The following is a 12,656-nucleotide window of genomic DNA, read 5'->3' on the forward strand; positions in this document are numbered from 1 at the left end:
GGGTCGATGTCGGTGGTGACCGGGGGACTGGTGCTGGTGATCACCTCGGTACTGCTCGTGGTCGTCGTCGTGAACGCCGCACTGCTGCCCGAGCCGCTCGGCTCCAGGTAGTACTGGGACGGCGACCCGGGATCGTCGGACCCACCGACCACGTAGGAGATGAGTAGCCAGAGAAGGCCGATCACCGCGAGGGCGGCGGCGCTGGCTCCGACGACGGTCGACGTGCGTTCGTGCCACGCCGGCTCGTCGTCCCTGGCGCCCCCTGAACGCCCGCTGCTGGTCACGGCCTCCGATAGTAGCCGCGGAGGATGGGTGCGGCCCGGGGTCAGCCCAACTGCGGGATGACGTCGGCTGCGAAGAACTCGACGTGGTCGAGGTCGGACTGGTCGAGAACTTGGAGGTACACCCGCTGCACACCCGCCTCGGCGTAGGCATCGAGCTTGTCCGCGATCTCGCCGGGCGTGCCCACCAGCGGTGAGTTGCTGCGCAGTTCGTCGATGTCGCGGCCGATGGTGGCGGCCCGGTTCGCCACCTCGGCGTCGTCCCGTCCGGCGCACACGACGAAGGCCGCCGAGTAGGTCAGTGAGTCCGGCGCGCGGCCCGCTTCGGCGACCGCCGCTGCCACGCGCCCGTACTGCGTCTTGAGGGTCTCGACGTCGACGAACGAAATGTTGAATTCGGAGGCGTACTTCGCCGTCAGGGCCGGGGTGCGCTTGGGTCCGCCGCCGCCGATGATGATCGGCGGGTACGGCGTCTGCGCGGGCTTCGGCAGCGCAGGTGAGTTCTTGATCGAGTAGTGCGTGCCGCTGTAGTCGAACGTCTCGCCGATGGGCGCGCCCCACAGTCCCGTGAGGATGTCCAACTGTTCGCCGAGCCGGTCGAACCGCTCGCCGAGTGGCGGGAACGGGATGGCATACGCGTCGTGCTCGGCCTCGAACCAGCCCGCGCCGAGGCCCAATTCAACACGGCCGCCGCTCATCTCGTCGACCTGGGCCACCGAGATGGCGAGCACGCCGGGGTGGCGGAACGTCGCGGAGGTGACCATGGTGCCGAGCCGGATCGTCGACGTCTCGCGGGCGATGCCACCCAGCGTCACCCAGGAATCGGTCGGCCCCGGCAGACCGTCGCCTGCCATCGCCAGGTAGTGGTCGGAGCGGAAGAAGGCGGAGTAGCCGGCCGCCTCTGCGGTCCGGGCCACGGCCAATTGGTCACCATAGGTAGCGCCCTGCTGCGGTTCGACGAATACGCGGAAGTCCATGTCGCCCAGCCTAGTGCGCGTGCCATCTAGAGTCCGCGGTCGCCGCCGCGAACTGCGCTGATGGCGGCGTCGTCGCCGGTGAACTCGAGCTTGGCTTCGCTGCGACCGGAGATGAACATCAACAGCTCGCCGGGATCACCGGTGACCACCACGGCCGGACCCTTCCCGATCGTGGCCAAGTTCTTCCCGTCGGGTGTCCGCAGCGACACCTTCCCTGGAGTCTTGGACATCGTCATTCGTGCCATCAAGCCGACCTGCCTGGCCAGTGCCGCCGTGGTGGTCTCGTCGAGCTCCCTTGGCTCCCAACCGCTTACGGCACGCCTGACGTCCTCGTGGTGGATGAACATCTCGGCCACGTTGACGAACGGGTCGAGCAGCTTGAAGGGGGAGAGCAGCGGCGGCCCCGACGCGATCTGGTCGAGCAGCACGTTCCAGTCGTTCTGGGCGGTGACCTGCTCCTGCACCCGTGCGGTGTAACCGGCCAGCGCGGGCACCAGGATGCCGGGTGCGGCGTCGAGCCGTCGCTCCCGCACGACCAGGTGGGCGGCCAGGTCGCGGGTGGTCCAATCCCCGCACAGGGTGGGCTGTTCGGGTCCGACGCCACGCATGGTGGTGACGAGCGCGGCGCGTTCTTGTTGTGCGACTGTCATGATCAATCCTTCTTGTCGAGCGCGCGATCGAGGTTGGTCGCGGCGCTGATGAGTGCGAAGTGCGTGAAGGCCTGCGGAAAGTTCCCCACCTGGTCGCCGGTGGCACTGACCTGCTCGGCGTAGAGACCGACGTGGTTGGCGTAGGTGAACATCTTCTCCAACGCCAGCTGAGCGTCGTCCAGACGTCCGGCCCGGGTCAGCGCCTCGACGTACCAGAACGAACATAGCGAGAAGGTGCCCTCCTCGCCGTCGAGGCCGTCGGACTCGGGGGTGTAGCGGAACACCAGGCTGTCGGTCACCAGGTCCGCCTCGATGGCCTTCAGCGTCGACAGGAACTTCGGATCGGCGGGCGAGAGGAACTTGACCATCGGCATCAGCAATACACCCGCGTCGAGCGCGGCGCCCCCTTCGGTCTGGGTGAAGGCCTGCAGGTCGGTATTCCAGCAGCGGGTCATGATGCGTTCGTAGATCTCGTCGCGGACCTTTGACCAGGCGGCGATGTCACCGGGCAGGCCACGCTGGCGGGCGATGCGGGTGGCGCGCTCCAGCGCCACCCAGCACATCAGCCGCGACGTGGTGTACGCCCGGTCTTCATCGCGGACCTCCCACATGCCGGCGTCCTTGCGGTCCCAGTTCTCCATCACCCAGTCGACGACTTCGATCACGTCTTGCCAGGCGTCGCTGCTGATGCCGGGTCCGTACTTGTTGAACAGGTAGACCGAGTCGATGATGTCGCCGTAGATGTCGAGCTGCAGCTGCGTGACAGCGGCGTTGCCGATCCGCACGGGCCGCGAGTCCCGGTGACCGCTCAGGTTGTCCAGTTCGACTTCGTCGGCGGGAACGTTGCCGTCGATGTCGTAGAGCACTCGCAGCGGGCCGAGGCCGTGGTTCTCTCGGCGCTCGCGCCCCAGTCTTTCCGACAGCCAGCCGATGAACGCCCGCGCCTCGTCGGTGAAGCCGAGCCGTAGCAACGCGTACAGGCTGAACCCGGCGTCGCGCACCCATACGTAGCGATAGTCCCAATTACGGCTTCCGCCAACGAATTCGGGGATGCTCGTCGTCGGCGCAGCGATGACCGCACCGGTCTGCTCATGGGTCAGCAGCTTGAGTGTGATCGCCGACCGGTGCACCATCTCGCGCCACCGGCCCGCGTACCGCGACTGCGACAACCAGTGCCGCCAGTACGACGTGGTGGCGTCCAGCAGCGAGTCCGTCATGTCGACCGCGTTGGCGGACGGCAGGTCGTCCCCGTCGAGGATCTCCAAGACGAACAGTGCGGTGTCGCCCTTGGTCAGTTCGACCTCGGCGCCGACGCAGGCGTTGTCGGGCTCGGTGTCGACGTGCAGGTCCACCGAGGCGATGAGCCCCATCCGGACCCCGTCGCCCGTGACGAGGACACCGTCGCCGGCGAACTCGGCCTCACAATTCTGGCGGGCATAGTCGGGTCTGGCATCGAAATGCATCCGCATGTTGATCTTGCCGCGCACACCGCTGACACGGCGGACGATGCGCTGGCGGTGCACGGGATCGCCGATGCCGAGGACCGGCATGAAGTCGTGTATCTCGGCGACGCCGTCGGCGGTGAGGAAGCGGGTGATCAGCACGGCGGTGTCCGGGAAGTAGAACTGCTGGGTCCGCGACACCTCGCAGGCTGGTTCGAGCCGCCAGCTGCCGCCGCGGTCCTTGTCCAGGATCGCCCCGAACACGCTCGGCGAATCGAACCGGGGGGCGCAGAACCAGTCGATGGTGCCGTCGGTGCCGACCAGCGCGCAGGTACGCAAGTCGCCGATGAGACCGTGCTCCGAGATGCCCAGCCACTCAGTCATCGGGCAGCCGCCAGCCGTCCGGACCCGGCAGTGCCAGTGCGTCGTCGGGACCCCACGAACCGCGCGGGTACGGCTGTGGATGCGGCGGATCGTCGAGAACCGGTTGGCAGATCTCCCACAACCGGTTCACCTCGTCGGCGCGAGTGAACAACGTCTGATCACCGCGGAGCACGTCGAGCAGCAGGCGCTCGTAGGCCTCAAGGGGCGTGTCGTCCGGGTCCTCGGCGGCCAGGTCGAGGTGAAAAGTCAACGGCACCAGTTTAATTCGCGGTCCTGGCCGCTTCGCCATCAGGCTCACTGCGAATGTCGGCGAGTCGCCAAGCTCGATCACCAGTTGGTTGGGTCCGTACTCATCGTCCCCGAACCGGCCCATCGGTGGCGTGCGGAACGTCAACGTGACGGTGCGCCGGTTCGCTGCCAGCGCCTTGCCAGTGCGTAGGTAGAACGGCACGCCTTGCCACCGTTCGGTCTCGACGAAGGCCTCGAGCGCCACGAAGGTCTCGACGGTCGAGTCGTCGGCGACGCCGTCCTCGTCGCGGTAACCGTCGTACTGGCCGAAGACCACGCGCTGCGGGTCGAGCGGCCGCATGGCGGTAAAGACCTTGGCCTTCTCGTTGCGCAGTGAGCGCTCGTCGAGGTGCACGGGTGGCTCCATCGCCACGAAGCCGAGCACCTGACACAGGTGGGTCGAGATCATGTCGCGGAAGCAGCCCGTCGATTCGTAAAAGGCGCCGCGGCCCTCCGCCGTCAGGTCTTCGGGGACGTCGATCTGAACCGACGTCACGTTGTCGCGGTTCCAGGCCGGCTCGATCAGGCCGTTGGCGAAACGCAACGCCAGGATGTTCTGGACCGCTTCCTTGCCGAGGAAGTGGTCGATTCGGTACACCTGCTCCTCGCTGATCACGTCCTTCAGCGCGGCGTCGAGCTCACGGGAGGAGGCGAGATCCGTGCCGAACGGCTTCTCGACGACGACACGGGCGTCGTCGGTCAGACCTTCGCGCCCGAGCATGCCGATCATCGGCTGCATGGCCGTCGGGGGCACCGACAGATAGATCAGCGTCTGCGACTCGTCGCCGAGGCGCTCGCGGGCTTTTACCACCGCGGCTGCCAGGTCGCCGCCGTCGTCGGCATCCGACGTCTGAAACGACAATCGGCTGGTGAGGTCGGTCAGCACGCTCTCGTCGATGTCCGAAACGGCATCCCTCAGGCCATCGGCGATGCGCGTCCGGAACTCCTCATCGGAGCCCGGCGAATGACGACCCGAGCCGATGATGGCGTAGTCATCGGGTAGTCGCGACGCGGCGGCCAGCCGGTACAGGCCGGGGAAGAGCTTTCGCTTGGCCAGGTCGCCGGTGGCCCCGAACAGCACGAAGACGTGTGGGGCGAGTTGCTCGTCGGCTTGGGGAGACGTCACGATCTCGAATCTTCCCGGAACGGGCGGTTGGCTAAACCGTCTGGACCTTACGTCTAGAAGGCTTCCACCTTTGCGATGGCGACGAACATGCCGTGCCGGGTGGCGTCGTTGGTGAAGCGGGTGCCGTCCTCACTGGCGACGATCGTCCATCCCACGGCGGAGTAGGTGCGGTAGTCGATCGTGACGACGGGGATGTCGCCGAGGTTGCCGCTGACCCACCCCAGCTGTCCGGATGCGGTCACCCGCACACCGTTGGCCGGCACGCCATCTACGACTGGCGCATTGGTGAACGGCGCCTCGCAATCCACTTCCGTCGCGCTGAGCTGGCAGCGGGTCTGGCCCGACTTGGTCGTGATGAAGACATAGCCGTTCTGCGGCGGAAGCGCCTGAGCCGGTGGTGGTGACGGCGTCGGGCTTGGAGACGGTGAAGGCGTCGGCGAGGTGCGCGACGGTTGCGACGTCGGAAGAGTCGGTTCGGTCGGGTTGCCACCGTTGCCCTGCGGGGCTCCGACGGTCGTGGACTGGCAGCCCGCGAGGAGCGCGGCCGCCGCGAGCCCGCTCACTGCCATCAGCCGCACCCTCATCGACGTCAAGGCTACGCAGGCAGTGACCTAAGTCATTGCAGTGACTCACCCTGCATGACGGCATACCCGTCGGACAGGGCACGCAACTGTGCCGCGCCATCACCGGCGTACGACGAGCCGTGCATGATCGCCAGCGTCGTCGGCGCCATCGACGCGAGCAGCTCCAGCGTCGGAGCCAGATTGGTGTTCAACCCCGTGGCATGGAAGAAGCCCTCGGACTCGATGGCCGGCGCGACGACGTCGCTTTCGGTGAGCGCAGGGCACTGGCCGACGTGGGTGAACAGATCGCCGGCGAGCAAGGTCGAGGTGGTCTCGTCGAACCACAGACCGGCTTCCCAGTTGTGCGGGACGTGCGGAGTCGGGATGAACGTCAATCGATGGCCGCCGATGTCATGGGGCGTGTCGCCGATGGCGACGGGCGGCCGATCGCACATGTCGGTCAGCGACAGCATGCAGGCCAGCGGGCCGTGGATCACCTCGGCGCTGGGTGCGGCGGCCAGCAGCATGTTCATCGCGCCGCACTCGTCGGCTTCGAGGTGCCCGAAGGAAATCCAGCGCAACGAGTCCATCGGGATCACCCTCTGGATGGCAGCGGCGACCTGCGGGAAGAGGAACCGCTGGCCGCAATGAAACAGGAAGGGCTCGTCCCCGGTCAGCAGAAACTGGTTGAACGTGAAGCCGTTCTCCGTGATGTCGGGTATCCACGTCGACAGCCGGAAGATGCCATCGCCGATCTCGTCGACCGAAGTGTCCATGAGCCGTCAGTCGAACAGGTCGGGTTGTTCCCTGGCGATCTTGGCGAACAGGGGCTGGAAGCTGAACCACCCCGCGAAGTGGCTGCCGACCTGGCCGCGGGTCAGGGCGGCCATCTCCGCGTCGATCAGGACGGGAGTGCCTGCGGCCTCGGCCATCAGCTGCGCCTGACAGGACCGCTCCATCGTGATGAACCACCACGCGGCCTCCTCGACGGAGTGGCCGACGGTGAGCAGGCCGTGGTTGCGCAGGATCGCGGCCTTGCCGTCACCGAGCGCGTGCGCGATGCGCTTGCCCTCCTCGAGATCGAGGACGACACCCGAATAGGCGTCGAACAGGGCGTGGTCTTCGTAGAACGCACATGCGTCCTGGGTGATCGGGTCGAGCGTCCGGCCCAGCGTCGACCACGTCTTGCCGTACACCGAGTGGGAGTGGGCGGCGCCGATCACGTCGGGCCGCGCCGCATGAACCTGGGAGTGGATCGCGAACGCCGCCGCGTTCACCGGCCGATCCCCGTGCACGATCTCGCCGTCGTGTCGCACCAGCAGAAGGTCGCTGACGCGAATGTGCCCGAAGTGCATGCCGAACGGGTTCACCCAGAAGTGGTCGGTCAACTCGGGATCGCGGGCGGTGATGTGCCCGGCTACGCCCTCGTCGAACCCGAACCGGCTGAACAGTCGGAAGGCCGCCGCTAGGTTCTGCTTGCGGTGCAGCCGCTCCTCCTCGACGGTGCGGTCCGTGCGGGGGAGCAACAAGGCGGTGTTCCCGCCCGCGAGCTTCTGGGCTTCTTCGACTCCGGTGTCCACCATGGCGATACCTCCATGGGAGATCGTACGTCGTTCGTCACAGGGGCAGCAGGATGTTCTTCACGCTGGGGTCGGTCGCCAGGTACTGCTGCACTGCGGGGTCCTGGAAGGTCTCGACCAGCTTCTTGATGTTGTCGGCGTCGGCCCACTTGCTGCCGATGGTCAGCTGACCCGCGAACTCGTCGGGCGCCGGCGGCGCGAAGATCTGCTGGCTGAGGGGTACCTTCGCGGCCAGGTAGTACTCCGTGTAGCCGACCGCGGCGTCGAGATCCGGCAGGGAGCGCGACTGCGCGGCGAAGTCGAGCAGGGTGAACTTCAGGTGCCGGGGATTGTCGACGATGTCCTTCTGGGTGGCCTCGAACTTGTCTGCCGTCGGATTCAGCTTGATCAGGCCGGCGCGCTCCAGCAGCCACAACCCCTGGGCCTCGTTCGCGGGATCCGAGTAGAGCGACACGTTCGCACCATCGGGCAACTGGGAGGGATCGCTGTACTTGTCCGACCAGATTCCGAAACCCCAACGGAAGACCGGAGTTGCCGCCGTCTCCCGGAAGTCTGGGTTGGCCTCGAGTACCTGGCCGAGCCATAGCTTGTGCTGATAGACGGTGCCCGCGACCTCACCGTCGCTGACGGCCCGGTTGATGGTGTTGCTGTCGGCCAGGCCGCGGAACGCGACCTTGATCCCGTGCCTGGGCGCCACCTCCTTGGCGATGTACTCGATCAGCGCCTGCTCTGCCGCGTTGCCCTCGTTGGTGGCGACCACCAGGGTGGCGCCGGGGATTTCGTTGGCGGACTTGGTGTCTCCGAAGAACAAGAATCGGACGGCGACGACTGCCACCACGACCACGACGAGGCCCACCGCGGGCCAGATCCATTTGGGGCGGCGCCGAAGCTCGAAACCGTGGTCGTCGGGGGACTCGTCGACCTTGGTGGGAGTGGTTGTCATGAGGGACCTTTCGGGTTTAGACGGCGGCTGCCAGCCGGCGATGAGGGGTGGCGAAGCGCACCAGGGCGTCACCGATGAGCTGAACCGCCGCGACGGTGACGACGAGGATGACGATGGTGGCGAGCATGACGCCCTGATCGAACCGTTGATAGCCGTAGGTGACTGCGACGTAACCGATTCCGCCGGCACCGATGGTGCCCGCGATGGCCGAGTATTCGATCATCGCGATCACGTTGATGGTCAACCCGCCGATGATCGACGGGACGGCCTCGCTGAGTTGGACGGTGCGAATGATCTGGAGGTGCGACCCACCTGAGGCGCGGGCCACCTGCACGGCCGACGGCGGCACCGACCGCAACGAGTTCTCGACGATCCTCGTGAAGAACGCGATCCCCGCCAGCGACATCGGCACCACTGCTGCCGCGATCCCGATGTTGGTTCCGGTGATGAACCGCGTGAACGGCATGATCGACGCCATCAGAATCAGGAACGGCAGTGAGCGGCCGATGCTGATGAACCAGCTCAAAACCGTGTGTAGGGCCGGGTTCTCGAACAGCCCACCCGGCGCCAGATTGTGCACCAGCGCGCCGAGTGGCACGCCGACCAGCACGACGATCGCCATCACGATACCGACCATGATCAAGGTGTCCAACAGTGCGGGAAGGAGCAGCCCGGGAAGTTCACCGACCGGCACCGTGGCATTGGCGAGCAGTGTTTCGGTCATGCGACGCCCTCCAGCGCCCTGCTCGAAGAGGAGTCGGCGGCGCTCTCGGCGGAGAGTCCGTAGCGCGTGAGCACGTCGCGGACGTCGTCGCCCAACTCGGCGGGCACGCCGAGCGTCACACCGCCGACGCTGACGCCACCAACCACCTGAATCGATGCGCCAAGCACCGACAGCGGAACGTCCAGATCCCGCGACGCCCTCGCGATCCAGTCCGCAGGCACGTCGGTGGCGTCGTAAACGACATTCCAGATGCGTTGTCCCGCAGACGGTTCTGCATCGGCGCGCTGCGGCCGCAACTCCGACCCTAGCGCCGACAGGGGATCGGTCAGTAGGTCGACGATCCGGCCGGACTCAACGATGCTTCCGTGGTCGAGCCGGGCGACCGAGTCGGCGATCTTCAGCACGGTATCCATCTCGTGGGTGATGAAGACGATCGACAGGTTCAGGTCGTCGCGAAGTTCGCTGAGCAGTTCGACGACCGAATCAGTCGTGGTGGGGTCGAGTCCTGCCGTCGCCTCGTCGGACAGCAACACCGACGGCCGAAGGGCCAGCGCCCGTGCGATGCCGACCCGTTGTCGTTGACCTCCGGAGAGTTGGAACGGATAGTGCCCGGCGCGTTCGGCAAGGCCTACCCGGTCGAGCAATTCGGCGACGCGGCTCTTGGCCTCCGACGTGGTGACGCCAAGGTATTCGAGGGGAAGGGCCACGTTCTCGGCCGCGGTGCGCCGCTCCAGCAGACCCGCCGATTGGAAGACGGTGCCGATGCGTCTGCGCGCCACGCGCAGCCGTCCCGCCGACAGCGTCGTCAGGTCCTCACCGTTCACCACGACCGATCCGGACGTCGGCGGGGTCAGCAGGTTGATGCATTGCGCGAGCGTGCTCTTGCCCGCCCCACTCGGCCCGACCACGGCCAGGATCTCGCCGGCGTCGACGCTGAAGGTGACGTCGTCAAGCACCAACGTGCGCTGGGGGCCACGGCCGTAGGCCTTGGTCAAGTTCGTCAGTTCGATCATGTCGACGTCACGATCGCAGAACACGTTGCCGTCGAACACCTTTCTGATCACCGTGAGGCGAGGGCGATCTGACTTGCCGCCAGGGTGAGCGAAAGCCTTTCCGCGGTCAAGGTCGCGAACGAGACTTCCGGAGATGAGCATCGACCAGGCGACGCCCGACGCGGCTGGGCACGGATTCACCATCGCGAAGCGCCGACGGTGGCCCTACCTTTTGGTGGCAGTGCTGGTAATCGTCGCGGCGGCAAGCTATTTCACCTTCTTCCGCTCGGCAGGTACGAAGTCGGCAAATGAGACGGCCGGCGCTACGTTGCAGGTGGTGTACCTAGACTCCAACCCCGCCGAGAAGCGGATCATCGAGTACATCGCCGACAAGGTCGCCCCGGACTATGACGTCAAGGTGGCGGCGGTGGGGCTCGGCGACAGCACGCAGATCAACAGCGCGATCAGTGACGGGCGCTACGCCGGGACCATCTTCCAGCACCGGCATTGGCTCCAGCAGGTGCTGGACGCCAATCCCGGCTTCCGCGAGCAGGCGGCGACCGGTCCGTTCTTCCACTGGGTCTTCGGCATCTGGTCCGACAAGTACCGCACCCCGGAGCAGATTCCGGACGGCGCAACGGTTTCGTTGTTGGCTGACCCGGCCAACAACGCGCAGGGAATTTGGTACCTCGCGCAGGCCGGACTGATCACCCTTCGGCCAGGTGCCGACATCACCGCCCTGACCCAGAAGGACATCGCCTCCAACCCGAAGAACCTGAAGTTCACCCTGCTCGACTTCGGCGCCCAGCCACGCGCCTTGCCCGACCTCGACGCGGTCGTCGGCTACGCCGAATCATTTCTGGCTGCAGGAGTTTCCGAGGACGAACTGATCTTCGCTCCGAAGTCGCCGGATGAGTTCGCGTCGGTGCTCACGGTCGGCAGCGACTACGTCGACACGCCCAACGTGCAGAACCTGATCAAGGCGTTCAAGGATCCCCGGGTACAGACCTTCATCGCCGAGGATCCCGACGTGCGGAAACTTGCGCTGCCGGGGCAGCCGGCGTGACGCCTTACCGAGAACTGCACCTCGGGGTCAACGTCCTGTCGGACGGCATGCATCCGTCCGCGTGGCAGCATCCGAGCGCTGATCCGCACTGGTTCACCGACCCGGCGTACTGGATCCGCGTTGCCCGTACTGCCGAGCGCGGGACGCTCGACGCGCTGTTCCTGGCGGACAGTCCGTCACTGTTCCAGAAGCCCGACGAACCCTTGGCGGCGCCGCCGTTGGCACTCGATCCGTTGATATTGCTGTCGACGCTGGCTTCGGTGACCACGCATCTGGGCCTCATCGGCACAGTGTCGACGTCATTCGAGGAGCCATACAACGTCGCGCGTCGGTTCGCCTCGCTGGACCACCTCAGCCGAGGTCGCGTCGCATGGAACGTGGTGACCAGTAGTGATCCATACGCGTGGAACAACTTCGGCCACAATGGTGATCCCCCCTCGCAACCTGACAGAAGCGAACGATACCGTCGCGCAGGCGAATTCATCGACGTCGTGCGGGCGTTGTGGGACTCGTGGGACGACGACGCAGTGCTGGCCGACAAGGCCACCGGGGCGTTCGGCAAGGTCGGTGCCATCAACACGATCGACCATCGCGGCGAATTCTTCAGCGTCGACGGGCCGCTCACGCTGCCACGGTCACCGCAGGGCCACCCGGTGCTGTTCCAGGCAGGCGGCTCGGCCGGTGGTCTCGAACTGGCGGCTCGCTACGCCGACGGCGTCTTCGCGGCTCAAGCGTCCCTGCCCGACGCGCTGCGCAACGCCGACGAGTTGCGGACTCGCAGCGTCGCCCACGGCAGACCCCGCAACGCCATTCGGATCATGCCGGGGCTCTCGTTCGTCCTCGGGAGCACCGAGGCGGAGGCGAAGCGCCGCAACCGCGAGCTCAACGAGCTGGCCGGGGAAGGGCGTTTGGCGCATCTCGCCGGTCAACTCAGCGTCGACGTGTCCGAGCTCGAGTGGGACAAGCCGCTGCCGACGTGGCTCATCGACGGAGCCACGACGGTCGGCGGGTCCCAGGGCGCGCGCGACATCGTCGTGAACCTCGCGCGGCGTGAGCACCTCACCGTCAGACAGCTCCTCGATCGGGTGATCACCTGGCACCGTTTGGTGGTCGGCTCACCCGAGCAACTCGCGGATGCGATCGAGGAGTGGTTCGTCGCGGGCGCCGTCGACGGGTTCAACCTCATGCCCGACGTATTCCCCTCCGGCCTCGAGCTGTTCGTCGACCACGTGATTCCGATCCTCCGCGACCGTGGGTTGTTTCGCCGCGAGTACACCCACTCCACGCTGCGTGGACATCTCGGGCTAGAGCGGGTCCCCGATCGCCGCGGCCTGGTCGCCTCGCGGGCGGGTTGACCGGCAGACGTACACCAGGCCCTCCCCCGGGGATTGGTTTGGGGAGGGCCTGGTGGGTTCTGGGGTGCTACTCGCCGTTGAGGTGGGCGATGTAGGCGGGGCCATGGTTGTTGTGCCAGCCGGGCAGCACGGTGGGGGCGGGCTTGGCGTAGGTGCCTGGGCTGTAGGAGTAGCCGGGGCCGGTGGGTTCGGTGTTGGTGGAGGCGCTGGCGACTCCGGCCAGGCCGAGGGCGGCGCCGCCGATCATGGTGGCGGTGATGAGGCTGCGGGTGATGGTGTTCATTT

14 protein-coding genes are annotated in these 12,656 nt (G+C 66.5%); 2 read left to right on the forward strand and 12 right to left on the reverse strand.

Annotated elements, in window-relative coordinates; translation table 11 throughout:
• From QOD90_RS10680 to QOD90_RS10730, 11 genes are all read right to left on the reverse strand, one after another.
• Positions 1–284: hypothetical protein (locus QOD90_RS10680; protein WP_526349403.1), on the reverse strand; the 284-nt coding region annotated here is incomplete at its 3' end.
• Positions 285–325: 41 nt separating this feature from the next.
• Positions 326–1,258 (reverse strand): LLM class F420-dependent oxidoreductase, encoded by a 933-nt coding sequence (locus tag QOD90_RS10685; RefSeq protein WP_526349405.1) that lies wholly within the window; start codon positions 1,256–1,258, stop codon positions 326–328.
• Between the two features lie 26 nt (positions 1,259–1,284).
• Complete coding sequence (locus tag QOD90_RS10690) at positions 1,285–1,908, reverse strand: TIGR03085 family metal-binding protein (RefSeq protein ID WP_526349407.1); 624 nt, start codon at positions 1,906–1,908, stop codon at positions 1,285–1,287.
• Between the two features lie 2 nt (positions 1,909–1,910).
• Positions 1,911–3,734 (reverse strand): glycoside hydrolase family 15 protein, encoded by a 1,824-nt coding sequence (locus QOD90_RS10695; protein WP_526349409.1) that lies wholly within the window; start codon positions 3,732–3,734, stop codon positions 1,911–1,913.
• On the reverse strand, positions 3,727–5,148 hold the full coding sequence (zwf, locus tag QOD90_RS10700; protein WP_526349411.1) for a glucose-6-phosphate dehydrogenase: 1,422 nt from the start codon (positions 5,146–5,148) through the stop codon (positions 3,727–3,729). The genes QOD90_RS10695 and zwf overlap by 8 nt, the downstream gene beginning before the upstream one ends.
• 53 nt (positions 5,149–5,201) lie before the next feature.
• The gene (locus tag QOD90_RS10705) at positions 5,202–5,732 is read right to left on the reverse strand and encodes a hypothetical protein (protein WP_526349413.1); all 531 of its coding nucleotides are present in this window, start codon (positions 5,730–5,732) and stop codon (positions 5,202–5,204) included.
• Between the two features lie 32 nt (positions 5,733–5,764).
• On the reverse strand, positions 5,765–6,487 hold the full coding sequence (locus QOD90_RS10710; RefSeq protein WP_526349415.1) for an oxygen-binding di-iron domain-containing protein: 723 nt from the start codon (positions 6,485–6,487) through the stop codon (positions 5,765–5,767).
• A 6-nt stretch (positions 6,488–6,493) separates the two neighbouring features.
• A complete protein-coding gene (locus QOD90_RS10715; RefSeq protein ID WP_526349417.1) occupies positions 6,494–7,294 on the reverse strand; it encodes a class II aldolase/adducin family protein in 801 nt (266 codons plus the stop codon).
• A 34-nt stretch (positions 7,295–7,328) separates the two neighbouring features.
• Positions 7,329–8,234, reverse strand: a complete 906-nt coding sequence (locus QOD90_RS10720; protein WP_526349419.1) for a MetQ/NlpA family ABC transporter substrate-binding protein — start codon at positions 8,232–8,234, stop codon at positions 7,329–7,331.
• Between the two features lie 16 nt (positions 8,235–8,250).
• Positions 8,251–8,958, reverse strand: coding sequence for a methionine ABC transporter permease (locus QOD90_RS10725; RefSeq protein WP_526349421.1), 708 nt, complete (start codon positions 8,956–8,958; stop codon positions 8,251–8,253).
• The gene (locus QOD90_RS10730; RefSeq protein ID WP_526349429.1) at positions 8,955–9,971 is read right to left on the reverse strand and encodes a methionine ABC transporter ATP-binding protein; all 1,017 of its coding nucleotides are present in this window, start codon (positions 9,969–9,971) and stop codon (positions 8,955–8,957) included. Before QOD90_RS10730 ends, QOD90_RS10725 begins: the two co-directional genes overlap by 4 nt.
• A gap of 133 nt (positions 9,972–10,104) precedes the next feature.
• Between QOD90_RS10730 and QOD90_RS10735 the strand changes: the two genes are divergently transcribed.
• Together QOD90_RS10735 and QOD90_RS10740 are read left to right on the forward strand one after the other, a co-directional pair.
• Positions 10,105–11,016, forward strand: coding sequence for a MetQ/NlpA family ABC transporter substrate-binding protein (locus tag QOD90_RS10735; protein ID WP_526349423.1), 912 nt, complete (start codon positions 10,105–10,107; stop codon positions 11,014–11,016).
• A complete protein-coding gene (locus QOD90_RS10740) occupies positions 11,013–12,371 on the forward strand; it encodes an LLM class flavin-dependent oxidoreductase (protein ID WP_526349425.1) in 1,359 nt (452 codons plus the stop codon). The genes QOD90_RS10735 and QOD90_RS10740 overlap by 4 nt, the downstream gene beginning before the upstream one ends.
• A 67-nt stretch (positions 12,372–12,438) precedes the next feature.
• On the opposite strand, the gene QOD90_RS10745 is transcribed toward QOD90_RS10740, so the two are convergent.
• Positions 12,439–12,654 carry a hypothetical protein gene (locus QOD90_RS10745; RefSeq protein WP_526349427.1) on the reverse strand — a complete coding sequence of 72 codons (216 nt, stop codon included), beginning with the start codon at positions 12,652–12,654 and terminating at the stop codon, positions 12,439–12,441.
• Positions 12,655–12,656 lie beyond the last annotated feature (2 nt).

It is taken from the genome of Mycobacterium sp., assembly GCF_032161845.1.
Classification (GTDB): Bacteria; Actinomycetota; Actinomycetes; order Mycobacteriales; family Mycobacteriaceae; genus Mycobacterium.